Origin of the sequence: Companilactobacillus insicii (assembly GCF_003946015.1) — a bacterium.
Classification (GTDB): Bacteria; Bacillota; Bacilli; order Lactobacillales; family Lactobacillaceae; genus Companilactobacillus; species Companilactobacillus insicii.
This window is the reverse complement of the sequence record NZ_RHNU01000001.1, coordinates 1-26,232: the sequence shown is the minus strand read 5'-3', so window position 1 is coordinate 26,232 and position 26,232 is coordinate 1. Positions and strand designations below refer to the sequence as shown.

Below are 26,232 nucleotides of genomic sequence, written 5' to 3'. Positions count from 1 at the left end.
CCTCGTACAAAAAAGAGACTAGAAGTAATCCCAGTCTCATTTTGTTTGATTTAATTAACTATTCAACAGCAACCATATAGGGATATACAGGTTGATCACCTTGATGAATTTCTGTTTCCAAGTCTGCATACTTATCGTCTAAGTAATCAGCAAATTTTTGCGCATCTTCTTGATTACCATCTTGACCGACAAGAATAGTAATAACTTCACTATCATCATCAATCATCTTATCGAGCATTTTTTCAGTACCTGAAATAATATCCGGATCATCTACTAAGATTTTACCATCAACTATTCCCATGTAATGCCCTGTTGTGATTTTTAACCCATCAATCTCGGTGTCACGTATAGCTTGTGTTATTTGACCACTTTTGACAGTATCTAAGGAATCTTCCATGTTATCTTTATTATCGTCCAATTCTGCTTCAGGATTGAATGACAGCATAGCAGTCATACCTTGAGAAATCGTCTTTGAAGCTACAATTGCGACCGGAATATTAACCAATTCAGCTGCTTGTTTAGCTGCCATAATTATATTCCCATTATTTGGTAATACAATGGCGCGCTTTGCATTGGCATTATTTATTGCATCCACAATGTCATTAGTTGATGGATTCATAGTTTGTCCACCACTGATAATATTAGTTACACCGAGGCTTTCAAATAATTTAGATAAACCTTCACCGGAGGAGACTGCAATAACTGCATAATCAACTGGTTTGTTATTTGCCGGTGCAGCAGTTGTTTCTTCATCATCTTCAACAATAGTTTCATGTTGGATTTTCATATTATCAATTTTAATTTTAGTTAAAGCACCGTATTTTCTACCAGCTGCCCAAACTTTCCTTGGAAAATTAGTATGGACGTGAACTTTAACAACTTCATCATCAGATACAACTAACAATGAGTCACCAATTTCACTCAAGTAATTGCGAAATTTATCATAATCAAATTTTTCGTCGGACGTTGAATCTTGTCCTAACTCAACCATCATTTCCGTACAATAACCATTCTCAATCTCATCGGTATTGAATTGGCCCTGTACTGATTGATGATGAGTAGCATTGATCATTTCATTCATTTCTGTTTCATCAGGGGTATAAGCCTCATCACTGGCCTCACCTGACAGTCCTTCAAGAAAACCTTCATAAATAAATACAAGTCCTTGACCACCTGAATCGACTACTCCGACTTCTTTTAAGACCGGCAATAGTGATGGAGTCTTCTCAAGTCCGACCTTAGAACCCTTAACAACTGCCTTCATAACTTCAACTGCATCTTTTGTGTCTTTAGACTTCTTAATTCCAGCCTCAGCACCAAAACGAGCAACTGTTAAAATAGTTCCTTCAACTGGTTTCATAACTGCTTTATAAGCTGTTTTGACACCATCATCAAAAGCTTTTGCCAAATCATCTGAGTTTAATTCTTCTTTAGCTTCAATACTTTTTGAGAAACCTCTAAATAATTGTGAAGTAATAACACCTGAGTTACCACGTGCACCCATTAGCAAGCCCTTAGCAAGTGCTTTACCTAGTGTTCCTACATGCATACTCTCAGATTCATTTACAGCCTTAAAACCGCTCTGAACGGTCAAACTCATATTTGTTCCAGTATCTCCATCAGGCACTGGAAATACATTTAGTGAATTAACGAACTTTGCATTCTTCTCAAGCCTGTGTGATGCAACACGGATCATATCGGAAAATTCAGTTTTTGTAATAAGTTCTTTGCTCAAAAGTTTCCCCTCCAACTAGCGTAATACCTATTTAATGTCATCTAGAACTTTTATTCCTTGAACATACACATTAACAGTGCCAGCTGGTGTTCCAAGCATTGTTTCTAGGTTATATTTTACTTTTTCTTTTAAATTCTTTGCAACTTCGGATATCTTAATACCATATCCCACGATTATGTAGACATCAACGGCAATTTTATCATCCTCTTGATGAATAACCACTCCGCGTGAGAAATCTTCACGATTCAAAATTGTGTTCATCCCGTCGCGTAGTTGATTCTTACTTGCCATACCTACAATTCCATAGATATCTAATGCGGCACCGCCAACAATTGTCGAAACGGTATTAGTTGAAACATCAATTTCACCATGTTTTGTTTTTATTGTAACTGCCATTTGGGATCCTCCTATCTTGGATCTAACTATCATAAACATTAAAATTCTATCATAGCAGGATTTTGAATTAAAGATTTATGACACATTATTATTCAACTATTGTTTTTATTTTTAGTTTATGGTAAATTAGTCAGGTGATATTTTAAGAAAACATGTAGCCAAAGGAGGTCGGTCCCATGGCAAAAGATATTATTACAGGCCGTAAGACAGTGTTTGGTAACAAACGTTCTCACGCTCTTAATCAATCAAAACGTTCTTGGAAGCCAAACTTGCAAAAAGTTCGTATCATGGTTGATGGTAAGCCTAAACGCGTTTGGGTTTCAGCTAGAGCTTTGAAATCAGGAAAAGTTACTAGAGTATAATTATCATATAATTAACTAAAAAAGACTAGCAAATTTCGTTTGCTAGTTTTTTTTGTGTCTAAAGAAAATAAAAAGAAATTCCGCAATTGGAATTTCTTTTTATTTTTTATCTCTTGATTGTATTACAGCAACTATGCCGCTCTCAAAACCAAAATCAATAGTATCTTTGACAAACTCATTACTTGCCCAACTAACTGGATGCATGGCAGTAAAATCGTCTAATTTATACTTAGCATCAACGATATTTAAATGCGTTACCGGACCAAGATTAACAAATCCGATATACTTCATACCTTCTTCATGATAAACAGTATATCTTCCAGGTCTAAAAAACCTAATTGTATTGGTGGCAGATTTAAAATATAACTTATCATAAAAACTCAAAAAGCGTTTGTCATATGGTAAAAACAAATTAACTAAGAAATGATCAATACGACCACCGGTTACACCATAGATATAGTATTCCGATGCATTAAACTTTTCTTTTGCGGCTAAGATACACAACTCTGAATCCGTATCATCCTTTTCAGGAGGATACTTTTGAAAATCAGTAACATTATCTCTTAATAATTTTTGTTCTTTTTTGTTGATTGAATCAAAATCACCAATTGCAATGTCTGGTAATATCCCGTGAGCAATTAGATATACCCCCCCTCGATCAGCTCCAACCCAAGGTCCTGGTATGGCCTTGATACTTTTTGACAACTCATCAGGGTACTCACTCTTTGGTCCACCAAGCAAAATGTTTACACGCTTCATATTAGTCTTCCACTAGCTTTTTTAGAGTATTAACACGATCCTCAAATCCTGCTTGTCCATTGTATAGATATGAACCTGCAACAAAGATATCAGCTCCTGCTTGAGCACATTTAACAATCGTTTCTTCATTAATTCCACCGTCAACTTCAATCTCGAAGTCATCATCTGCAGAAGTTTGACGTAATTGGTCTAATCTTTGAATTTTCTTAGTCATTCCTGGAATAAACTTTTGACCACCAAATCCTGGATTAACTGTCATAACTAATATTTGATCAATAATTGGAAATAGTTCTTTAACATTCTCTAGAGGAGTTCCAGGATTAACAACAACTCCAGCTTTAACACCCAAACTCTTTGCTAGGTCAATTGAACGATAAATGTGCTTAGTGCTTTCAGTATGAATCATAATTGTATCCGCACCGGCTTCAACGATTGGTCTAATATATTCATCGGGGTTATCAATCATTAAGTGCACATCTAAAGGCTTGTCAGTCACACGTCTCATTCCCTCTACAACACTCGGACTAAACGACATGTTAGGAACAAAATGTCCATCCATGATATCGATATGGAATAAATCTGCTCCTGCTGCCTCAGCCATCTTAACATCGCGCTCAAGATTCATAATATCAGCGGATAAAATTGATGGTGCAATTTTTTTTGTTGTCATATAAACTACTCCTCTACACTTTATTAATATCTCTTTTTATAAGAGTTTATTTCATTTAAAAAGTAAAGATAATTGTCATAGCGACTCTTCATGATAGTCCCATCAGCAACTTTTTCTTTAACCATACATCCTGGTTCATTAACATGATTACAACCTCGAAACTTACATTCTCCACTATACTCCAAAAACTCTGGATATAGTGTTGGAAGTTCCCCCTTCTCTATGTTAATCAATTCAATGGAGGAAAAACCTGGCGTATCAGCAACTAATCCGTCTGCAATTTCAAATAGAGAAACTTGTCTAGTTGTATGTTTACCACGATTAAGTGTTTGTGATATTTCCGCAGTGGCCAATGCTAAATCTGGATTAATATGATTAAGTAATGTTGATTTACCTGCACCGGACTGTCCTGTAAAAACAGTAACTTTGTTGGCAAAATGTTCTTCTAATCTATTGATCTGCTGCTGATTATATGCGTCACGATCAGTAAAAACTGTATATCCTGCGCGATGATAACCATCAAATATCATTTTAATTTCTTGATATTTAGTTTCATCAAGTAAATCGGTTTTGGTCAAATAAATTAATGGCTTAATATCATTATGTTCAATATTAACCAAAATTTTATCTAATAAATTACTAGAAAAATTGGGTTCAACTGAAGAAGTTACCACTATTGCTTGATCAACATTAGCAATAGGTGGACGGACTAAACTATTTGTTCTTGGCAATATTTCTAAAATATAACCTAAATCACCAGTAGAATCATACTTTACAAAGTCACCAACGACTGGCTTAATTCCACGTTTTCGAAAATTACCTCGAGCCCTAGTGCGTACCAATTCATGATTTTCATTATCCAACACATCATAAAATCCACTAATTGACTTGATAATTCTTCCCTTTTTATCCATATTACCCACTTACTGAGCCGGACAGAATTTGTTTACCATCACGTTCAATGCTATAAGAACCAGTCTGTCCACTCTTTAAATTAAATACTAAGGTTTGCATAGTATCTTGAGAAATGCTCATTGATTTATATACAGTATTAATACTATGTGTAGCATCAGAAATATAAATTGTAATAGTATTACTGCTGTTACTTGAATCAAATGGTATCGTTACTTCCTTTGTTACTGGCTTAGTTGCTGAGGACGATGAATCATCATCTTCCTTATCTTTTTCATTGTCATTGTTAGAATTACTCTCTGGGTCCTTACCCTTGGAAATGACAACGGCAAGAGTATCGCCTCGATTAATCACACTTCCAGGCGTAGGGTTCTGACTAATCATCACGCCATCTTCAATTGTATCAGAATAATCATAACTGACATTTAATGTTGCTCCAATTTCACTAGCATAATCTTGTATACTCTTAAGATTATAACCTGTAAGATCTCTTACCTTAGTAACCTTACGTCTAGCCGTTGGAGTTTTAGCAATTGTTAAAGTAAGCTTCTTATTCTTAGTTACAACTTTTTTGCCAGCTTTTATACTCTGCTTTGTAATCACGCCGGCCTCATACTGATTAGTTGCTACATGTTTTACTGTTACGTCAAAGCCACGTTTTTTTAGATTATCAGAAATATCATCATACTCTTTACCTACTAACTCTGGCATTTTATAGTAAGTAGCACCTAAACTCAGAACAAGGCTTACTTTGGCGTTATTTTTAAGTTTTAAACCCTTAGCTGGTATTGACTTAATAACATGGCCAGCTTCTACATCATCATTATTTTCCTTAGAAATAGTGCCAACTTGTAAATTTGAACCTTTCAGCATAACATCTGCTTGTTTAACTGTTAGGTTCTGTAAGTCCGGTACCGTTGTCTCCTCATTTCCTTTTATAACCATAAAAATCAAAAAGAAAACTAGTGCCAATGGTATTAATGAAGCAAGAATTATATTTCTTCGGTGATTATTTTTTTTATGGAGCGGTTTACTTTCTTCTTCATCATCTATTGAAGGAATCACCTTTGTTTCATCCATATCATTCAATGGTTGCGGAACAAATTTGGTCTCGTGGGCACGTTCCGGTAATAGGCAAGTACTTAAATCTTCATGCATCTCTCTTACCGATTGGTAACGCTGCTTAGGGTCTTTGGCTGTAGCCTTCAAAACTGCATTCTCAAGTGGTTGTGGAATATTAGGATCAATTTCCTTCAAGTCAGGAATATCTTCTTTAGAATGCTTAAGAGCCACAGCTACAGCTGTATCTCCGGTAAAAGGTACATGTTTTGTTAACAGCTCAAATAATATTATACCTAGAGCATAAATATCAGATAAAGCGGTGGCAGACCTACCTCGAATTTGTTCAGGTGACATGTAGTGCACTGAACCCAACAATGAATTGGTTCTAGTTATCGACCTGTCACTCAATGCAAGGGCAATACCGAAATCAGAAACTTTCACTTGAATAGGTTCTTTAGAAGTATCAACTAAAATATTCTCCGGTTTAAGGTCACGATGAATAATTCCATGATCATGTGCATCAGCAACAGCTGAACAAATCTGTTGCATGATGTCTACAACTTCGTGATACGGAATTGGAAAATGTGTTTTTATATATTTTTTTAAGTTAGGACCGTCAACATATTCAATAACAATATATTGCAACCCGTTGTCATTGCCAACGTCTAAAACATTAACAATATTGGGATTAGAGAGACCACTAGTAGCCTTGGCTTCACGTCCAAATCTCCTTTTGACAGATTCATCATCCTGAAGATCATATCTTAAAGCTTTTACTGCAACTTTACGATTAAGTTCGGTGTCATTTGCTAAATATACATTAGCCATTCCACCCTCACCAAGAGTACCTAGGATCTGATAACGACCACCAACTAGGTAACCTTTGTCCATCTACTATCTACCTCCATTTCCAGAAGCAAAAAGTAGTGCCGTAATATTATCACGTCCACCTGCTTGATTGGCTTTATCAATCAAGATATGGCATTTAGCTTCTAATCCGATTTTTTGTGTAAGAACTGATTTGATTTCATCTTCTGGAACCATATTAGTAAGTCCATCAGTACACAATAAAATTATTGAATCGTTTATGATATCGAAGTTCTTAACACGTGGCTGTACTGTTTGCGATACGCCTAATGTTTGAGTGATGATATTTTTTTGAGGATGATTTTCAGCCTCTTCCGGACTAATTTGACCGGTTTCTAATAACTCATGAACTAATGAATGATCAACACTTAATTGCTTTAGTTCATCGTCATGATAAACATAACAACGAGAATCACCAACGTTCACAACCATCATTTTTTCCCCAACAAAGAAAACACCTACCATTGTCGTTCCCATTCCGTTCAAATCATCAAATTGATTTGAAACTGACACTATTCGATCATTTTCTTTACTAATTTCTTTTAGAACCCATTCACGTAGATCTTCTAAATCAGTTATCTCGGATTCTTCAAAATTATGTCCTAAATGAGAAACGGCCATATCAGATGCTACGTCACCTCCGCGATGGCCTCCCATACCGTCAGCAACAATACCAAAGACAATACCCCTTTTGTTTTTAAAAACATTGACATAATCTTGATTATTTTCTCGCAATTTTCCTACATCTGTTAATAACGCATAGTCCATATTTCTAAACCTTACCTCATTATTTTTTTCGTCTAAACGCGGCTACAAAAAATCCATCAGTGAAATAATCACTTGGAAGTAACTTTAAAACACCGTCATTTACGTTTTTATCAAGCGATTTTTCATGTTTAACAGGTACTAACTCGTAATTTTCATGGGCATTCAAGAATTTCATTACAACATCCTCATTCTCTTCTGCATCAAAAGTACAAGTACTAAATACTAATTGTCCGCCAATCTTTAATAAACCAGTAACACTGTCCAAAATGGATAACTGAATTCGTTGTAAATTCATCAAATCTTCAGGATCTCTAAAATATTTCAATTCTGGTTTACGGCGAATCAATCCCAATCCAGAACATGGTGCATCAACAAGAATTCGATCAAATTCCTCATCAAATTCATCTTTAGCCTTACGTGCATCAAGTGCCTTAGTCTGTATTATATCGCCGTAACCTAATCTCTGGGCATTTTCTTGGATCAATCTCGTTTTACGTTTATGAATGTCCAAGGCCATAACCGAACCGTCTTTTAGATAGCTGGCAATATGTGTTGTCTTACCTCCTGGTGCTGCACAAGTATCTAAAACTCTATCGTCAGGTTGAACATCCAGTGCTGGTGCAACTATCATCGAACTTTCATCCTGAATAGTAAATAATCCTTCACGAAATTCTTCGGTATCCACTAAATTACCGCTGTGACAAATCAATCCAACTGGAGAAACACGACTAGGTTTCATTTCGAATCCTTGTTCTGACAACTTACTTGCCAATTCTTTCAAAGTAGTCTTATTAGTATTTACTCTAATTGATATGTGTGACGGATCATTAATATTATCTAAAATCTCTTTGGTTTTATTTAATCCCTGTTGCTTAATAAATAATTCAATCAGCCACTCGGGTGTACTATATCGAATACTCATTGATTCAATACTGTCATCTTGAGGAACAGGACGTGCACCGTGTCGCTGATAATTTCTTAACACAGCTGTAACCAAATTACCAATACCTTGACTACCTCTACCTTTAGCGACATTAACAGACTCATTAAAAATAGCATGTACAGGAACTTTGTCCAAATATTGCATTTGATAAATCGCAGTCATTAGTAAAACTCTGATCCAACGATCCAAGTCCTTGCCACCTACATATGGCTTCAATTGATACTCCAATGTTAGTTTATGTTGAAGGACTCCATAAACTATATTTGTCATAAGTCTAGAATCTGGTTCAGACAATTCTGAATTTTTTAAAACATTATTTATCTCAATATTTGAATAAGCTTTATTTTGCAAAACTCTTGTCAATACTTCAACTGCTAAATCACGAGGATTATTATTTTTCATTAATTTCGACCACTCTCTGTCCATTCTCTAAATTCTTGCCCGTTCCATTAATGTAATTGGCAATTTCCATAATTTTTTTACCAGCAGGCTGTATTTTCTTAATAGATAACCCTTTGCCATCACCAGCAACAACAACTAATTTTTTCTTTGTGATTTCAAAGATTGTCCCGGCATCTTGATCGGTATCTATATCTACAACTTCACTCTTATAAAACTTTGTTCTCTGACCATTAAACATGGCCCAAGCTCCTGGATCAGGGCTTAGTGCACGTATATGATTAAAAATTTGAATAGCACTTTGTCCAAAGTCTAATTGTTCTTGTTCTTTAGATATGGTTGGTGAAAAGATAACCTTATCTTCATCTTGCTTAATAGGGTGAATATTGCCACTTAAAATCTTAGGAATAGTATCTAACAATAATTCTTGACCTACAATAGCTAGTTTCTCAAACAATGATCCATTATCATCATTATTATCAATCGGTAATTTCTCCTGACTAATGATATCACCAGCATCCATTGCTTTGACCATATACATTATAGTTACGCCAGTTTCCTTATCACCATTTAGTAATGAATACTGGATTGGTGCTCCACCACGATACTTGGGTAGCAATGAACCGTGAACATTTATTGCCGCAACTTTTGCTGATTTCAAAAAACTAGTTGGTAAAAATTGGCCATAAGCAGCCGTAATAATCAAATCAGCATTTAATGCTATTAGTTCCTCAACTTCTGGACTTCCCGGTAATTTAACTGGTTGATAAAGCTTTATATTTTCATCCTCAGCAATTATTTTAACAGGACTCTTTTGTAATTTTTGTTTGCGGCCAACTGGCTTATCAGGCTGTGTAACAACCGCAATAACATTGTATTGTTCTCTAAGTAACCCCTTTAAGACAGTTGCTGCAAAATCAGGAGTTCCTAAGAATATAACATTTGTCATTTAATATTCCTCACTTTATTTACGTTAATCAATGTGCTGTGGTTCATTATCAATTGCAATATTAAAACCTTTTTTTGTATCTGCTTGAGTATCATTTAAAATATCTAGTAATTTTTGATGCAATTGTGGCTCATTCTTATATTTTACAATAATTTGGTAATAATATTTATTCTGTTTACGAGAAATCATCGTAGGACTTGGACCTAATAGTATTGAATGATCTGACAACGCTGATTGTAATTGTCTTTTCAACCAATAACTTTGCTTAAGCGCCTGTCCTTCATCTTTATGAGAAACACTAATTAAAGTGGTGAAATAATACGGTGTGTAATTAGATTGATGACGCAAATACATTTCTTGTTTATAAAAAGTTTCATAATCCTGTACCGCAGCATCTTTAATTGCATAATGATCAGGGTTATAAGTTTGAATAATTACATGTCCCTCTTTATCAGCTCGACCTGCTCGACCACTTACTTGTGTCAATAACTGAAATGTTCTCTCACTCGCACGATAATCCGAGATACTTAACGTTGTATCAGCATTTACCACTCCAACTAACGTAACATCCGGAAAATCTAAGCCTTTAGCAATCATTTGTGTACCCAATAAAATATCTGCCTTGTGATCCCCAAAAGCTTTAATAATTTTGGCATGTGCACCCTTACGACGTGTCGTGTCAACATCCATACGCAAAACTCGAGCTTGTGGTAATAATTCATTTAATTGACGCTCAATATTTTGTGTACCAGTACCATAAAATCCAATTTTAGTACTTTGACAATTTGGACAAACAGTTGGAACTGGCTCCTCATGGCCACAATAATGACATTTCATCTTTGATAAATCCTTATGGTACGTTAGCGAAACATCACAATTGGGACACTTTAAAGTAAATCCACATTCACGACACATCATAAATGATGAGTATCCCCTACGGTTAAGTAATACTATTGCTTGTTCACCACGTTTTACTGCACGATACAAATTATCTTGTAACAAAGGGGAAATATCACCCTTTACAGCTGAATTTTCAGCATCTCGCATATCGATAATCTGAACATGTGGAAGTGGATGGTCATTAACACGTTTTTTCATATAGATAAGTTGATAAACACCCTTTTGAGCACGGGCGCGGGATTCTAAGCTAGGTGTTGCACTTCCAAGAACTACCGGACATTTGTGTTGCTGAGCTCTCCATTGTGCAACATCCCTAGCATGATAACGTGGGTTATCATCTTGCTTATAACTAGCTTCATGCTCTTCATCAATGATAATCAGTCCAATATTTTTTAATGGCGCAAAAACAGCACTACGAGCGCCGACTACAACTTTTACACTGCCATTCTCAATTCGTGACCATTCATCATATCGTTCACCATTAGACAATCCACTATGCAAAACTGCCACTTTATTACCAAATCTACCAGTAACACGATTAACCATTTGTGGTGTCAATGAAATTTCTGGAACTAACATTAATGCTGAACGACCTTGATTCAACGCTTGTTCAATTGATTGTAAATATACTTCTGTTTTTCCACTACCAGTAACACCTTCAATTAAAAATGTTTCTGGTTGAGATTTATCAATTGCAGTAGTAATCATATCAACTGCCTGTTGCTGTTCATCTGTAAGATTTAATTTTGTCGTCTTCTCTGGCGTAATCCCAACAGGTTTACGTCTTTTTGTGATTTCTACAATTTTTAAAATATCATTTTTTTCAGCTGTTTTTATGGTTGAACGACTAATATCTTCACTACTTTCTAGTTCACTCATTTCAAATGGTAAGTCATTCAAATGGTCAATCAAAAAATTAATCAGTTTTAATTGTGACTTAGCGTTACTACGCAGTTCTTTCCTTTTTTCACGTAATTGAATAGGATTCAGTTCGGTAGTCACAGCTTGACGATGTAATTGCTTAGCTTGATTCTCAACCACATAGTTAATTTCAATTTTATTCTGGCGCCTTAAATGATTAATGATTTGAATTGTTTCATCCGTCGTTTGAGATGTGATTTCTAAGGATTCATGTCCGTCCAATAATTTATTTACGTCAGGATCGTCTACATATTCTTCTTTTGGTTCAACAAATTGCTTATACTTTGCACGCATAACACTAGGTAACATAGTCTGTAAACAAGATATTTGAAAAGAATAAGTTTGATCTGCTAACCAATACGACAGTTTTAACATTTCAGGAGTTAGTACTGGACGTACATCAATAACACGGTTGATCGGTTTAAGTTTTCCTGAGAAGTTACTCTTATCCTTAACTTTCATAACAAAACCTTGAACTTTTCTTTTACCACGACCAAATGAAACTTCTACTCTCATACCTGGAACTACAACATTTTCTAGTTGATCAGGTATTGCATATTCAAACGGCCGATTGGTCTGCATGGTCGGAACATCAACGACGACTTCTGCAACTGTCATAACTTCTCACCACCTAATTAATCTACTAACAAAAAATCCTTCACTATCATCTTGTCGACAATCAGTGAAGGAAATAATTATTTAGTCTTCTTCTTTTTTCTCTTCTTCAACTTTTTCAGCTTCTTTTTCAAGAAGGATTGAGTTAGGATCGATTTCAATTTTGTCATCAGCAATTTCTTCGAATGCCTTACCAATAGTTCTTGGTGATTCATACTTGCTTAACAACTCAATGTCACCGTTCTCTAATTCATGAGCTCTCTTAGCTGCCAATACAGCTAAGGAGTAACGTGAGTCCACTCTATCTAATAATTTGTCGATTGATGGATAAATAATCATATTATCATTCTCCTATTATTTTTTTATATTTGTCAATTACACGTGGCACTCTTAAGTGTTCACTTCTAATTATACCTTCAATTTTTTTGACTGCATTAGGTATTTTATCATTAACTACGGCATAGTCATAGTTTGACATCATTTCAATTTCCTTTTTTGCCTGTTCCATTCGTTTGTCAATCGTCTTAATATCGTCTGTTCCACGATGTGTAATACGACGACGTAAACTTGGAAGATCAGGAGGTGTAAGAAACACAAATACGCCGTCAGGCATCTTCTCACGAACTTGCATTGCACCATTAACTTCAATTTCCAGCAACACATCGATACCTGCATCTAATTTTTCGTTAACATATTTCAAAGGCGTACCATAATAATGGTCAACGTACTTAGCGTACTCCAACATTCCACCATTTTTAATTTCTTCTTCGAACTCTTCATTTGTTCGGAAATAATAATCGACCCCATCAACTTCTCCAGGTCGCATATTGCGAGTGGTCATCGAAACTGAATAATCAAATCTGATTGATGACTTCTTTAACATTGCTTTTCTAACAGTTCCTTTACCCACACCGGAAGGACCTGACAATACGATTAACATTCCCCTTGTTGACATTTAACTATCCCTACTTATCTATATTATGATATCTATAATGCAATAGATTCATTGTGTTTTCAAGACTTTGAGCCGTTAGAAAGAAAAATAAATTAAGAAAAATTAAAATATAGTTGCTTAAACGAACAGAGGTTCGTATAATAGAGACACAAACAAGCGTTCGGGGAGGGTTCCAAACATGCAAGTAAAACAATCGCACATTAATAACACACTAGCCAAAACCATTATTAGTAGTACTGCCACATTTATTGACAGAAACTTTGATTTCAAGATTGGCAGAACAGCTTCCCAACTCAAGCAAATGCCTCTTAAGCAACTCGATATCTTTGCTAGACAAAGTCTTCAAAAACAATATTCTATTATTGTAACTATGGTAAACGATGAACAGTTTCATGGCAAGCTGATTAGACGAATCAATAAAAATAAATATATTCTTAAAGTAAATAATTCATTCTTCAAAATCATTGAATTAAGTCAAATCAAATCAATTAACTTAATCTAGCCTCTTCTGTTCACCTTGAGCTAATTCAAGTAACTCTTGAGCATGTTCCTTGGTAAGATCTGTAACCTTAGTACCAGCCAACATCAACGATATTGCATCAATTCTTTCATGATCATTAAGTAACGAAACTGAAGTTGAAGTTTTGTTCTTAGTGGTCTTTTTTTCTATCTGGAATTGACGATCACTCATTGCAGCAACTTGTGGTAAATGAGTAATACATAGAACCTGAACAGCTTGAGCAACTCGATATATCTTATCACCAATAGCTTGGGCTACACGACCGCTAACACCGGTATCAATTTCATCAAAAATTATCGTTTCCACATTCATTTTTTCAGCGATGATTGCTTCGAATGCCAAAATAACACGTGACAATTCACCACCAGATGCTACTTTTGCTAAAGGCTTGAAATCTTCACCAACATTAGTTTTTAAGTTAAATCTAATTTGATCAATACCCTTTTCAGTTAATGAATCCTCATTTAACGTTTTAAAGCCAACATCAAATCTAGCATTTTTCATATACAACTCTTTTAGTTGATAATTAATTGCCTTTTCCAATCCAGTTGCTACCTGATGTCTTTCATCAGATAATTCTTTACCAAGCTTCATTAACATCGTTTGATCATCTTTAATATCTTGAACCAGCTTTGCTTCCGCTGAGTCATCAATATCAATTTTAGATAACTCATCATGGGCCTCAATCCCAAACTGAATAACTTCATCAAGAGTAGGTCCATACTTTTTCTTCAAATTATCTAATACTATCAGACGTTTTTGAATTTCATCTAATCGACCTTCATCAAAATCCAGACTATCTAACTGGTCAGAAATTGTCGACATGTCATCCTGAACTTGGTAGTAAGCTCCATTAATGGAATCGTATAATTCCTTATATACTTTGTCATAACCACTAATATCGTCCAACTGTTCACGAACACTACCTAACGCATCAACAACTCCAATATTATTTTCAGATAAAGTACGATAACTTTCTTGCAAAGCACTACTTATTTTTTCAAAATTAGCCAAATGATTTTTTTCTTCTTCTAGAAGATCATCCTCACCTTGCTTGATTTGTGTACTATCAATTTCCTCAGTCTGAAATTTTAGCATATCAATTCTTTGAGCTAAATTTTGTGAATCCTTTTGAATTGCACGAAGTCTAGCCCTTTTTTCTTGATATGAATAAAATAATTCTCGATATTGAATTAAGAGCTGTTCTAGCTTTTCATCCGCAAATTTGTCCAAAATATCAATATGATTGTCTTCATCTAATAATTCCTGCTGTTGATTTTGGCCATGTATCTCGACTAAGTATTTGCCAATTTCTTTCAGAGTTGTTGTATTAACTAATTCTTCATTCAATCGGCAAACATTACGTCCCTTACGATTTATTTCACGCTTTATAATTATAGACTTATCTGCATGATCTATTCCGTATTTATCCAAAATAGCAAAAACAGGACTATTTGAACTGACTTCAAATAATCCCTGCACTTTTAAGTTATCTTGACCTGTACGAATAAAGTCAACAGAAGAGCGACTACCTACTAACAGGCCCAACGCGTCAATGATAATAGACTTACCAGCACCTGTTTCACCTGTTAAAGATGTCATTCCACTTTTGAAATCAATTTGTAATTCACTAATGATAGCAAAATTATTAATTATTAATTCTTTCAGCATGTATACTTCACCTATTTGTTCAAACTTGAATAAGCAGCTTCCATAGTATCACTTATAGATACATTGTCTAAGATTTCGCCTTCTTGATCTGTTTCTGGTTTTTTTATATTCATTAAGAATTCAATATTACCTTCTCCACCCTTAATAGGTGAAAAATCTAATCCTTTAACAATAAACCCTGTTTCTTTTGCAAAATCTAATATCTTTTCCAGTACCATTTTGTGGACTTTATGATCGCGAACAATTCCATGTTTTCCAACATTCTCAGGACCAGCCTCAAATTGTGGCTTAATTAAGCAGACGGCTTCCGATCCAGGTAAAATAATGTTAAACATCGGTGGCAAAATCAATTCAAGAGATATAAAAGAAACATCTGTCATTGCAAACTGTGGCAACCCTTTATGAAAATCCTCAGGCTTGCTGTAACGAAAGTTTACACGTTCCATTACAACAACTCTATCATCACTTCTGAGCTTCCAAGCCAGCTGATTGTATCCAACGTCCAAAGCATAAACTAATTTTGCTCCATTTTGTAAAGCAACATCAGTAAATCCACCAGTTGAAGAACCAATATCTAAACAAATCTTGTCAGTCAAATCGATTCCAAATGAATTCACAGCTTTTTCTAATTTGTATCCACCGCGACTCACATATTTACTATGTGCTCCTTGAACAACGTGAAGGATTGTGTCTGGATCAATTTTTTCACCTGGCTTATCAAAGCGCAAATTATCCTGATTGTATACTTCTCCCGCCATAATAGAACGCTTTGCTTGTTCACGTGACTCGAATAAATTTTGTTCCACTAATAAAACATCTACTCTTTTTTTTGCCAATCTTTTCACCTAATCCTTAAAATAGTCCAAAAAACTCACCATCAAGTTTTTATCAAACTTTTCTTCCTTCAATACTGCATTCAACGCATCTTTTACTAAGCCATGTAATCTTTGTTTAGTTGCATCTTCACCAATTAAATTAGGAAAAGTATTTTTGTCAATGTCTTCCTTACTTCCAAAATCATCCAAGTCGTCTTTCACTTGAAAAGCTAATCCAACTTTATTTGCATACTCTACTAAATTAGTAGACAAACTATGATCTGCACAAAAGGCACCGATAGTAATTGCTGCAACAATTAGGTCAGATGTTTTTTGTCTGTGAAGATCCGTTAATTCTTCTTCATTCAATTGACGATCTTCTTTAGTGATGTCTGTCATTTGACCGGCAACCATCCCCATTGGACCAGCATTATGTGCCAAGATTCTGACAGCAGCCATACGTTTACTTGTATCTAAACTAGACTTAGCAATCCAATAGAATGCTTGTGTCAATAATCCGTCACCTGCTAGAACTGCAGGACCCACGCCAAATTTTTTGTGATTTGATAATTTCCCTCGACGATAATCATCATTGTCCATTTCTGGTAAATCGTCATGAATTAACGAATAGGTATGAATTAGCTCAATTGCACCGGCAATATCGTAATATTCGTGCAAGTCTTCTAACTTAACTCCGCATGAATAAACAACCGCTAGCATCAACATTGGACGCACACGCTTACCACCAGCATCAATTGAATAAAGCATTGAATCACGAAGAACTGGCTGCTTGATTTCTGAATTGATTTTGTTATTTAAAAACTCGTTGAATTCAGGCAACACTTTCTCATGAAATTTTTTAAAATCTTTAATATCCATGACTATTCCTTACCCTCAGTCTTATCGTCAGTTAGATTATCTTCCGTTCCATCTTGTTGCATTATCTTTGTAACTGTACTTTCAGCATTATTTAAAGTTTTTTCAAGGCTCTTACTTAAAGCTACACCTTTTTTAAACTTTTCCATTGCTTCCTCTAGCGGAACGTTTCCAGCTTCAAGGTTTGTTACGATATCTTCCAAATCTGCCAGATTATCTTCAAATGTCTTTTTCTTCTCAGCCATTATTTTCCTCACTTATATCCTTGGTAACTAAAGTAACAGTCCCGTCGATAACTTTCAATTCAACTTCTCCATTAACTTTATAGTCCGCAGTACTTTTTAAAATTTTATTATCTTTGTTCGTTGGAATTGCATAACCTCTACTTAACGTCTTCAACGGACTTAACGAATCTAATGCTCCAACATTATTGCCAAATCTATTCCTTTTACTATTAATCAGTTGGCGAACTGAAGTCAACATACGTTGAGTTAAATTATTTACCATAGTGTCAAAATAGTGTAACTGATCACGTGGTGAACTTCTAACTAATCGATTTTCTTTGTCATACAATTCTTGTTTAACTTCATTTATACGATCAGACATAGATTTTTGAAGCCTTTGTGCAAGCATATCTGACTTTTGGACATAAACTTGATAAATACGCTCTGGATGTTGCAAGTATCCGTTTTTAGAATAATTATCTACTTGATCGCGATAATTCTGAATAATTTTATTTTGAGCATTATACATTCGAACATTTAAATCCTGCAGATGTAGCAATACATCTCTTAAAACTGGCGTCGCTAATTCAGCAGCAGCTGTTGGCGTTGCTGCACGCAAATCTGCCACCATATCAGCAATAGTAGTATCTGTTTCATGACCTACTGAAGAAATAACCGGTATTTGGCTTGAGACAATTGCTTGGGCAACAATTTCTTCATTAAATGGCCATAGATCCTCAATCGAACCACCACCACGACCAATGATAATGGTATCAAAACTACCCAACTCATTAATCCTTTTAATTTGTTTAACAATTGTCTTTGCGGCTTCATCACCTTGAACCTGCGCTGGAAATAATACTAGTTGAACTATTGGACATCTACGTTCCACAGTCGTCATAATATCATGGATGACAGCACCTGATTGACTGGTTACGATTGCAATTTTCTTTGGAAATTTAGATATTTCTTTTTTTGGTAAATCAAAAACACCTTGTTGAGCTAATTTTTTCTTCAATTGCTCTAAAGCCAAATAAAGCGCACCTAACCCATCGGGCTCCATTGACTCCACGTATATTTGATAAGAGCCACTTGGCTCATACAAAGATATTCTGCCCCTCACAAGTACCTTCATACCCTCTTCAGGTACAAATTTGACTTTACTGAAAGCAGATTTAAACATTATTGCAGAAATTTTGGCCTTATTATCCTTTAAAGAAAAATACTGATGTGAATTCGGTCTTGGACGAAAATTAGAAATTTCACCCATTAAATAGACGTGTCCCAAATAGGGATCCACGTCAAATTTACGTTTTAAATATTGTGTTAATGCAGTTACCGTTAAGTATTGTGAATTATCCTTTTGATCCATTTATTCTTTTTGCTCTTTCTTCGGCTAATACAATTGTCATATCCATAAGAGACGTAATTGTCATTGGGCCAACACCACCGGGTACAGGAGAAATCATACTGACTTTGTCTTTAACATCATCAAAGTCAACATCACCACATAACTTACCATTTTCATCATGGTTCATACCAACATCAACTACAACAGCACCTTCTTTGATGTATTTACTATCAATGAACCGAGGATCACCAATAGCGACAACCAACACATCAGCTTGACTGGCAATTGCTGGTAAATTCTTTGTAAAAATATGTGAGATAGTTACGGTTGCATTGCGCTCTAACAATAATGCAGCAACTGGTTTACCAACGATATTACTTCTACCAATAACAACTGCATTCTTTCCCTTTAATCTAACATTGTAATAATCCAACATCTTAATAATTCCGTCAGCTGTCGCTGGCTTAATAGTTGAATCGCCGATCCATAAATTACCAACGTTCACTGGAGAAAAACCATCAACGTCTTTTTTAGGATCAATTGCTTTAATAACTTTTTCCTCATCAATTTGATCTGGCAAAGGTAATTGTACTATAAATCCATCTATATTTTCATCATGATTTAATTCATCAATTTTATTTAATATCTCAGTTTCAGTTACAGTTTCCTCATAATGTATCAGTTGAAAATTAAAGCCTAATTTAATTGCACGGAGTTTCTTATTTCTTACATATACTGAACTTGCACCATTGTTCCCAACTAATATTACCGCTAATCCTGGAGTAATATTTTGCTCTTTCAACGCTGCAACACGTTTACCCATCGATTCGTCTAATGCACTAGCTACTACTTTTCCGTCTAATAATTTCATTTATAATTCACCATATAAAAAGACTGGTCCAAAAGACCAGCCTTTACCCTTCAACAAAGTTAGATAGAATTCCATTTATGAAAGCCTTTGAATCTTTATCGCCGAACTCACCGGCTAATTCTATGGCCTCATCAATTGCAACTTTCTTTGGAACTTCGAGACTATTTTCCATTTCAAACAAACCGACGCGTAAAATTGCACGATCAATTCGTGACAAACGTCCGATAGTCCACTTATTCTTTAAAAATTTAGATATTTTTTCATCCAATTCATCTTGCTTTTCAATGGTTCCTGAAACTAAGAAATTCAAATAATCAGGCACATCTTGCTCCGCTAAGTCTGAAAGCTCCATTACTGACGCAATAGCTGTGTCTGGATCATCTTTAGTAGTCTCAATGGAAAAAAGAGTTTGAACAGCAAGTTCTCTTATCTTATGTCTATTTATACTCACTAGTATTATTCCTTTTTATCCGTTGTTACACGTTCTACTTCGCCAGATTCTTTCTTAGCGATTAAACCTACAACATGTACGTTGATTTCTTTTAGTGCTAAATCGGTCATGAATTCAAGTTGTTCGATGGCTGATTTTTGAATTTCCAATGATACTTTCGGAATTGATACGCCGTATTCTAAATAGACGAACACATTTGCAGAAATCTTATCATCATCAAAAACTACGTCGACACCCTTTCCATGATTGATTCTACCAAAAAGTGAATCAATTCTGTTGGAAAGAGTACCACGCATTTCATAGACACCCTCTACTTGGTTTGTAGCAATGCCTAAGAGAATCTCAATAACTTGATGTGAGATTTCAACGTTACCTTTTACTTTTCCACTATCTTGTTGTAGAGAAACATACTTTTGTTCAGCCATAAACTTATCTCCATAATCAAAAATTAGTTGGCACGTGAAATATATGTACCATCTGTTGTGTTGATTGTTAGCATATCACCTTCGTTAACGAAGAATGGTACTTGGACAACAACACCTGTTTCCATAGTAGCTGGTTTAGAACCACCTGATTGCGTATCACCTTTAATTGAGGCCTCAGTAGAAGCGACCTTCAAGTCTACAGTATTAGGAAGATCAACACCAAGTGTTTCACCACCGTACATCAAAACATTAACTTCCATATTTTCTTTCAAATATTTCAATTGTTCTGTGATTTGTTCTGCAGGAAGTGACAATTGTTCATAAGTATTCATATCCATAAATACATGGTTTGTACCATCTGCATATAAATATTGCATCTTCTTATTGTCAATTGTAGCTTTTTCAACCTTAGCTGTGGATCTGAAAGTCATTTCTTGAACAGCACCAGTTCTCAAGTTCTTTAACTTAGAACGAACAAAAGCACTACCTTTACCTGGTTTAACGTGTTGGAATTCAATAACACGCCAAATTCCATCTTTAACTTCAATAGTCAAACCGTTTTTAAAATCATTTACTGAAATTGACATTTTTATTCTCCTCAATTGATTAATCGTTAAAAAACACTTTACATATTATCTTACCAATATTTCGTTGTTAATGGCAATATTTCTAGATAATTATATAAAAAAAAGAGGACAATGTCCTCTTTTTTAGTAAGATATAAGAATTAGTATACTGAAACTTTCTTTCTATCTTTGCCAAGTCTTTCAAACTTAACAATACCATCTTTAAGTGCGAACAATGTATCGTCGCCACCACGGCCAACGCCTTCACCAGGATGAATCTTAGTTCCACGTTGTCTGTAAATGATTCCACCAGTTAAAACTGATTGACCATCAGCACGTTTTGCACCTAATCTACGACCAGCTGAATCACGGCCGTTAGAAGTTGATCCACCACCCTTATGGTGAGAGAAAAATTGTAAATTCATTTTAAGCATGAGATTTACCTCCTTAAGCAAGATCTATAATTTTATTTGTAGTTTGAACATTAATGTTCTGCGGATAACTATCTTGAATATCCTTTAGAATATAAAACAAATTATCCAATAGCAAAGCGGTATCATGTGACACCTCTTCATTAAAGCGACAGCCTAAATGGCCACCGTTGACCTCATCAAGAACAACCTGAGGACTGGCCTTAGTAAGCTTCTCCAGATTGTTGATTGTACCAATTGTTACTGCCGAAACAGCAGCACAAACCAAATCTTGACCATATGGCCCTGAATCAGCATGTCCCTTAATCAGAAATGAGTCAATCTGTTGTTTATCATTCTGGTGAAAACTTGCTCTAATCATAATTAACCTTTGATACTGTCGATAAGTACCTTAGTATATGGTTGGCGGTGACCTGTCTTAGTATGTGAATGCTTCTTAGGTTTGTATTTGTAAGTAACGACTTTCTTGTCCTTACCTTGCTTTTCAACTTTACCTGTAACTGAAGCACCCTTTACTACAGGATCTCCAACTTTAACACTGTCTCCGTCAGAAACAAGAATTACATCGTCAAATGTAACAGCGTCCCCTTCTTTAACATCAAGTTTTTCAATAAAGATTGAGTCATTTTCTTCAACCTTATATTGCTTACCACCAGTTTTAATAATTGCGTACATAGTGTGTACACTCCTTTCTAAGACTCGCCAGTTAGGTGCCGAAGCTTAAACCTAATTTTGAGCGGTTGTAGATGCAATAGTGATTGCAACTAATAAAATATAGCAAACATCACAATTTTTTTCAACTATTTAAACAATTTTTCTAATGATCCATCTGCCTTTATTTAGGATCAACCAGCACAATGCCAATAATCCAAAAAAATTTAGTATTAATGAAATCTTTGCAAGTCTAGAGTAACTATACTTAATTTGAACAATATTCGCACCAGGTTGTGTATGAATCTGCACAGTACCACGCTTAGACACATTTGAGTTGATTGTTTCATTATTAATTTGCACTGTCCTATTTTCATACGCAATAATTGGTACATCAATGGTAATAGACTTAGGATCATAATATTTGAATTCAAAATAATTTCCGTCAGTCTTTATTGGTAACTTATCTTTTTTTCCGTCGACTATAAACACATCAGAATTGGACAATTTAGATGGCGAATGAACTATCAAGTCTCTATTAAATGAAACTCTTTGAATTGGAAAATTGCCACTTGATAAGTTATTAGAACTAACATATAGCGATATGCTGCTCATCGATACTGTAAGTATTAAAATTGACAATTTTAGTAGTGACGATTTGTTTCTCACAATCATTGCGAGTAAATAACTGGTAAATAGGCATATCAAAGATATACAAACAATCCAGAAATAAAACGTGATCTTTGTAAAATCAAATATCTTTATTTCACCCCACGGAATTAAATCAGTTGAAAGTAAACCCGAAACTATTATTCCAAATATTGACGTCTTAATTGAAACTTTGCTGTTAAAAAAACATATTGTAATAACAGCTAATACTAAAAAAGCAGCTGACATTAATAGATACTTATTCTGGGTACTATTGTAATAATTGTTAAAATCAAATTTACTGATTTCAATAAAACTGGATTTGATCTTTTCTTGGTAAAAATCACCCTGTTCGATCATCGGTAGCGTATATCCCAAAGTTGAAATAACAACTGCTATCAACGATTCAAAACAAAACAATAGCATCCTTCCCCAATATTTAAGGTTTAGAGTATCTCTTAGTATCATAGCTAAAGCAATCATAATAACAGAAATAAATCCCATACTTAGAACCATCCAAGGTGTTGTTAAACCTATTAAGGACATCCCTAAAGCAAAATATGGCCATTGATTAAATCTACCATCAATCATCTGAAACAATCCGTAAAACGCCATTGGCAAAAATATAAGTACTAAATAATTAGTAATATTATTGTCCATAATAAAATTAAATCTTGTAAGAGATAATGTATAAATAACTGAAAATAAAAAGGATTGTAGGGTGTTAGAAAACAACTTCTGACAAAAATAATAGGAACTTAAAAATGTCAAAATATTAATAATAAAAATAAGTAGTGTATAACTAATCATCACATTATTAATTTGAAATATCGGCCACAATGGAAGTAATGTTAGCCATGGCAAAAAAAGATTGACCTGACTACCAAAATGATTCCAGTAATTGAAATTGATTGGAGAAACAAGTACATTTTCCAAACTTTTAATTCGTTCGATACCAAACAAAAGATTCCAATTAACATCGCCATGAACAAATACCAAAAAGGTATAGAAAGTACTTAAAATTACAAACGTAGAACCTAAAATTATCTTTTTCCAAGCTGAAGCGGACATTTTGATACCTCACAAAAAATATACTTACTAAATTATACTAAAAAAGGATTGAGACTAAACATTTATGTCCCAATCCTTAATATATATATATATCCAGTTTTTTAAACAGCCAATGATGAAGCTATAACAATTGGCCCTAAAATTAAAAACACAAATACTGCGACTAGAAAAGAAAAAGCATTTTTTCCCTTTTTCATATCTAGTTTAGTTAGTACCTTGGTTATCAAGATTAAAATAGCAATCAATCCAATCCCAGTAGCAATACCAATCTTATCGCTAATAACATTGAGTTGAGTTAATACAGAAACAATTAAATCTATGATTATAAAAGCTACTGTTATAAAAAATGAATACTCCCTTTTCAAGCATCCCACCTCTAAAATCCTAAGAACCAACTAAAATAACATGTTATAGTTCTTAAACTTTAAGCACAACGGTTTTATTGTAAAATTAAAATTCTAACATTGCAATATTATTTTTTTTATTAAATTAGTGAATCATTGTTATACCACGTTTCTAAAGAAAAAAATTATAGTTTATAATTCTGCCATGGCATATTCTTGATCCATTGATAACTTATCATTGAAACGCTGCTCAAATCATCTGGATCCAATTCCATGACTAGTTGATTTTCATCAAATAAGGGCCATTCATATTTTATTTCGTCATTATATGGCTTGTCATTTAATAAGAAATCCATAACCAATTGAAAATAATAATTACGGTTTTTCCGAAATTCGATATTTAACTCTTTAGTCGGTGTATTTAAATACTCAATATTTCCACCATGACTACCGCCTAATACCGTGAAATAGTTACCATACACTTCAGCACCATTTTCAGACAAAAACTTTTGTGATCGGTATGCTGGATAGCTGTACATTGCCTCCCCAATCAACTTAATCAAATAAGACTTTTGATCCCCATTATTGGTACTGGATAGTTGTTTTAAAATGACATCTGCATTTCTTCCGAACAAATCAGGAATAATATTATTTTTAAGCTTGGATAAATTGTACTGATCTAATTTTTCTTGCTCATTACTGCCCGCACCAATTAAAGACTTAAAATCAGTCCTTTGAACACGTTGAGCTAGCACGCTCAACCAATTATCTGAAATTAAATCATTATCGACTACCGGACCAAACCAATTTGTTGCAATGTGTTCTCCAATTGTCTTTTGCTGAACGCTTAAAAGCCCATCATCGGTCAAATTTAAAAGATCTTTATCTGTTGAAATATTATTTGTCTTACAAAATCTATTTGTTACCATTTGAGATGTTTCCATATTTCTAATTGTTTGAAACGATCCGCTGAATAAAATTATTTTTTTAATCTTATCAAGTAATTTTGAATTTGAAGCCATCAATGCCGCAATTGACTTGGCACCTGCAGAAAGTCCAACTAAACTAATATTATTAGCGTCTCCACCAAATTTATCAGCATTATCAATTATCCATCTTAAACTCATTAACTGATCAGATAGTCCAACATTTGTTTCTCCGTTAGAAATTGTACCCCAACCAAACAATCCTAATCGATAATTAGGCATAATGTGTACAACTTGTTGTTCATCCAGCCATGGCATATTTTTGACTATGTTACCACCATGTAAAAAGCCGCCACCATAGAACTCCACAACAATTGGAAATTTACCCTTAACATTTGGAGTTGAAATATCTAAATTTAAGCAATTTTCTCCAAAATGTAATTCATTTTTTTCCAAGGCCTTATCTTGCATTGGCTGAGTTCCGGGGCGAACTGCTAAATTTATTTTTTGAGGATCATCAACATAATATTCTTCCGCACGCTTAAACCGACGTCCATATCCGAATGGAATTCCTAAAAAGTTCACATGATCATTCTCTTCATATCCTTGATAGATACCAGTTGTTGTTTTAATGACTTTTTCCATTCACAATCAACCCCCTATTGAAAAATTACACACACATTTATATTGACTAACATTGTAGACTAATAGATAGCATTCAACAAGAATAGGTTTTCAATAAATTTCTTTTTAAATATTGATCACATTTAAGAATAAACTTGTTTAATTTATAGAGCTTGTATATAATTTCTTGGACACATTTATTAGGGAGAAGGTAACAAATGGTCTTAACAGAAGCTCAAAAGCGTGCTAACAAAAAATGGCACAATAAAAACCGAGAACGTGCAAACTACATTGCCATGCGCTCTTCAGCGCGTAGTTTCATTAGAAATAAATCTACCACTGAGGATCTCGAGGAATTAGAAGAAATCATTCGAGAACGTAAAACAGAATTAGATAGCAGTAATTTATAGACTACTTTGTAGTCTATTTTTATTTTCAATATTTTATATACGCAAAAAAAGAGACGATATCGAATAATGAAGTGCCCTACAATTGTTAGACAAGAAATCTAACGATTGTAGGGCATTTTTTATGACAAAATATGATCCAATCTT

Annotated in this window: 30 protein-coding genes and 1 other annotated feature; of the genes, 3 read left to right on the top strand and 27 right to left on the bottom strand. The window is 34.5% G+C overall.

Features of this window, described 5'->3' with window-relative positions:
* Window positions 1-58 precede the first annotated feature (58 nt).
* Together EKM79_RS00150 and EKM79_RS00145 are read right to left on the bottom strand one after the other, a co-directional pair.
* The gene (locus tag EKM79_RS00150; RefSeq protein ID WP_164505961.1) at window positions 59-1,696 is read right to left on the bottom strand and encodes a DAK2 domain-containing protein; all 1,638 of its coding nucleotides are present in this window, start codon (window positions 1,694-1,696) and stop codon (window positions 59-61) included.
* Window positions 1,697-1,762: 66 nt separating this feature from the next.
* Window positions 1,763-2,131 (bottom strand): Asp23/Gls24 family envelope stress response protein, encoded by a 369-nt coding sequence (locus tag EKM79_RS00145; RefSeq protein WP_025024042.1) that lies wholly within the window; start codon window positions 2,129-2,131, stop codon window positions 1,763-1,765.
* A 176-nt stretch (window positions 2,132-2,307) separates the two neighbouring features.
* Between EKM79_RS00145 and rpmB the strand changes: the two genes are divergently transcribed.
* Complete coding sequence (gene rpmB, locus EKM79_RS00140) at window positions 2,308-2,493, top strand: 50S ribosomal protein L28 (protein WP_010019437.1); 186 nt, start codon at window positions 2,308-2,310, stop codon at window positions 2,491-2,493.
* A gap of 99 nt (window positions 2,494-2,592) precedes the next feature.
* Here rpmB and EKM79_RS00135 read toward each other — a convergent pair whose 3' ends face one another.
* From EKM79_RS00135 to gmk, 10 genes are all read right to left on the bottom strand, one after another.
* The gene (locus tag EKM79_RS00135; RefSeq protein ID WP_125565104.1) at window positions 2,593-3,252 is read right to left on the bottom strand and encodes a thiamine diphosphokinase; all 660 of its coding nucleotides are present in this window, start codon (window positions 3,250-3,252) and stop codon (window positions 2,593-2,595) included.
* Window position 3,253: 1 nt separating this feature from the next.
* The gene (gene rpe, locus EKM79_RS00130) at window positions 3,254-3,922 is read right to left on the bottom strand and encodes a ribulose-phosphate 3-epimerase (protein ID WP_125565103.1); all 669 of its coding nucleotides are present in this window, start codon (window positions 3,920-3,922) and stop codon (window positions 3,254-3,256) included.
* A gap of 23 nt (window positions 3,923-3,945) precedes the next feature.
* On the bottom strand, window positions 3,946-4,836 hold the full coding sequence (gene rsgA, locus EKM79_RS00125) for a ribosome small subunit-dependent GTPase A (protein WP_125565102.1): 891 nt from the start codon (window positions 4,834-4,836) through the stop codon (window positions 3,946-3,948).
* Window position 4,837: 1 nt separating this feature from the next.
* A complete protein-coding gene (pknB, locus tag EKM79_RS00120; RefSeq protein ID WP_125565101.1) occupies window positions 4,838-6,787 on the bottom strand; it encodes a Stk1 family PASTA domain-containing Ser/Thr kinase in 1,950 nt (649 codons plus the stop codon).
* A 3-nt stretch (window positions 6,788-6,790) separates the two neighbouring features.
* A complete protein-coding gene (locus EKM79_RS00115; RefSeq protein ID WP_125565100.1) occupies window positions 6,791-7,531 on the bottom strand; it encodes a Stp1/IreP family PP2C-type Ser/Thr phosphatase in 741 nt (246 codons plus the stop codon).
* 19 nt (window positions 7,532-7,550) lie between these two features.
* Window positions 7,551-8,876, bottom strand: a complete 1,326-nt coding sequence (gene rsmB, locus EKM79_RS00110; protein ID WP_125565099.1) for a 16S rRNA (cytosine(967)-C(5))-methyltransferase RsmB — start codon at window positions 8,874-8,876, stop codon at window positions 7,551-7,553.
* Window positions 8,866-9,822 (bottom strand): methionyl-tRNA formyltransferase, encoded by a 957-nt coding sequence (fmt, locus tag EKM79_RS00105; RefSeq protein WP_125565098.1) that lies wholly within the window; start codon window positions 9,820-9,822, stop codon window positions 8,866-8,868. The genes rsmB and fmt overlap by 11 nt, the downstream gene beginning before the upstream one ends.
* 24 nt (window positions 9,823-9,846) lie before the next feature.
* Complete coding sequence (gene priA, locus EKM79_RS00100) at window positions 9,847-12,261, bottom strand: primosomal protein N' (RefSeq protein ID WP_125565097.1); 2,415 nt, start codon at window positions 12,259-12,261, stop codon at window positions 9,847-9,849.
* A gap of 81 nt (window positions 12,262-12,342) precedes the next feature.
* Window positions 12,343-12,597, bottom strand: a complete 255-nt coding sequence (rpoZ, locus tag EKM79_RS00095; protein ID WP_025024034.1) for a DNA-directed RNA polymerase subunit omega — start codon at window positions 12,595-12,597, stop codon at window positions 12,343-12,345.
* Window positions 12,598-12,601: 4 nt separating this feature from the next.
* Window positions 12,602-13,213 carry a guanylate kinase gene (gmk, locus tag EKM79_RS00090; RefSeq protein ID WP_125565096.1) on the bottom strand — a complete coding sequence of 204 codons (612 nt, stop codon included), beginning with the start codon at window positions 13,211-13,213 and terminating at the stop codon, window positions 12,602-12,604.
* A 178-nt stretch (window positions 13,214-13,391) separates the two neighbouring features.
* On the opposite strand from gmk, the gene EKM79_RS00085 reads away from it, so the two are divergent.
* Window positions 13,392-13,715: a hypothetical protein gene (locus EKM79_RS00085; RefSeq protein ID WP_125565095.1), complete on the top strand. Its 324-nt coding sequence runs from the start codon at window positions 13,392-13,394 to the stop codon at window positions 13,713-13,715.
* On the opposite strand, the gene recN is transcribed toward EKM79_RS00085, so the two are convergent.
* From recN to EKM79_RS00010, 15 genes are all read right to left on the bottom strand, one after another.
* Complete coding sequence (recN, locus tag EKM79_RS00080) at window positions 13,707-15,404, bottom strand: DNA repair protein RecN (RefSeq protein WP_125565094.1); 1,698 nt, start codon at window positions 15,402-15,404, stop codon at window positions 13,707-13,709. The genes EKM79_RS00085 and recN overlap by 9 nt on opposite strands.
* A gap of 11 nt (window positions 15,405-15,415) precedes the next feature.
* Entirely contained in the window at window positions 15,416-16,249 is an 834-nt protein-coding gene (locus tag EKM79_RS00075) for a TlyA family RNA methyltransferase (protein WP_211331249.1), read from the bottom strand.
* Complete coding sequence (locus EKM79_RS00070; RefSeq protein WP_125565092.1) at window positions 16,250-17,098, bottom strand: polyprenyl synthetase family protein; 849 nt, start codon at window positions 17,096-17,098, stop codon at window positions 16,250-16,252. It abuts the gene before it with no gap.
* 2 nt (window positions 17,099-17,100) lie between these two features.
* Entirely contained in the window at window positions 17,101-17,340 is a 240-nt protein-coding gene (locus tag EKM79_RS00065) for an exodeoxyribonuclease VII small subunit (protein ID WP_125565091.1), read from the bottom strand.
* Window positions 17,333-18,691: an exodeoxyribonuclease VII large subunit gene (gene xseA, locus EKM79_RS00060; protein WP_125565090.1), complete on the bottom strand. Its 1,359-nt coding sequence runs from the start codon at window positions 18,689-18,691 to the stop codon at window positions 17,333-17,335. Before xseA ends, EKM79_RS00065 begins: the two co-directional genes overlap by 8 nt.
* Window positions 18,675-19,541, bottom strand: a complete 867-nt coding sequence (locus EKM79_RS00055; RefSeq protein WP_125565089.1) for a bifunctional 5,10-methylenetetrahydrofolate dehydrogenase/5,10-methenyltetrahydrofolate cyclohydrolase — start codon at window positions 19,539-19,541, stop codon at window positions 18,675-18,677. The genes xseA and EKM79_RS00055 overlap by 17 nt, the downstream gene beginning before the upstream one ends.
* A 43-nt stretch (window positions 19,542-19,584) precedes the next feature.
* Window positions 19,585-19,992, bottom strand: coding sequence for a transcription antitermination factor NusB (nusB, locus tag EKM79_RS00050; RefSeq protein WP_246005585.1), 408 nt, complete (start codon window positions 19,990-19,992; stop codon window positions 19,585-19,587).
* Window positions 19,993-19,997: 5 nt separating this feature from the next.
* A complete protein-coding gene (locus EKM79_RS00045; RefSeq protein WP_125565088.1) occupies window positions 19,998-20,417 on the bottom strand; it encodes an Asp23/Gls24 family envelope stress response protein in 420 nt (139 codons plus the stop codon).
* 23 nt (window positions 20,418-20,440) lie between these two features.
* Window positions 20,441-21,004, bottom strand: coding sequence for an elongation factor P (gene efp / locus EKM79_RS00040; RefSeq protein WP_125565087.1), 564 nt, complete (start codon window positions 21,002-21,004; stop codon window positions 20,441-20,443).
* 140 nt (window positions 21,005-21,144) lie between these two features.
* The gene (rpmA, locus tag EKM79_RS00035; RefSeq protein WP_125565086.1) at window positions 21,145-21,417 is read right to left on the bottom strand and encodes a 50S ribosomal protein L27; all 273 of its coding nucleotides are present in this window, start codon (window positions 21,415-21,417) and stop codon (window positions 21,145-21,147) included.
* A gap of 13 nt (window positions 21,418-21,430) precedes the next feature.
* Window positions 21,431-21,775, bottom strand: coding sequence for a ribosomal-processing cysteine protease Prp (locus EKM79_RS00030; protein WP_125565085.1), 345 nt, complete (start codon window positions 21,773-21,775; stop codon window positions 21,431-21,433).
* A gap of 2 nt (window positions 21,776-21,777) precedes the next feature.
* Window positions 21,778-22,089 (bottom strand): 50S ribosomal protein L21, encoded by a 312-nt coding sequence (rplU, locus tag EKM79_RS00025; protein WP_025024022.1) that lies wholly within the window; start codon window positions 22,087-22,089, stop codon window positions 21,778-21,780.
* Window positions 22,090-22,099: 10 nt separating this feature from the next.
* Window positions 22,100-22,166, bottom strand: a sequence feature (ribosomal protein L21 leader region).
* Between the two features lie 52 nt (window positions 22,167-22,218).
* Complete coding sequence (locus EKM79_RS00020; protein ID WP_125565084.1) at window positions 22,219-23,784, bottom strand: glycosyltransferase family protein; 1,566 nt, start codon at window positions 23,782-23,784, stop codon at window positions 22,219-22,221.
* A gap of 101 nt (window positions 23,785-23,885) precedes the next feature.
* Window positions 23,886-24,149, bottom strand: a complete 264-nt coding sequence (locus tag EKM79_RS00015) for a hypothetical protein (protein ID WP_125565083.1) — start codon at window positions 24,147-24,149, stop codon at window positions 23,886-23,888.
* A gap of 164 nt (window positions 24,150-24,313) precedes the next feature.
* Window positions 24,314-25,699: a carboxylesterase family protein gene (locus EKM79_RS00010; protein ID WP_125565082.1), complete on the bottom strand. Its 1,386-nt coding sequence runs from the start codon at window positions 25,697-25,699 to the stop codon at window positions 24,314-24,316.
* Window positions 25,700-25,896: 197 nt separating this feature from the next.
* Here EKM79_RS00010 and EKM79_RS00005 point away from each other — a divergent pair, with 197 nt between their 5' ends.
* A complete protein-coding gene (locus EKM79_RS00005; protein ID WP_125565081.1) occupies window positions 25,897-26,088 on the top strand; it encodes a hypothetical protein in 192 nt (63 codons plus the stop codon).
* The last annotated feature ends 144 nt before the right edge of the window (window positions 26,089-26,232 follow it).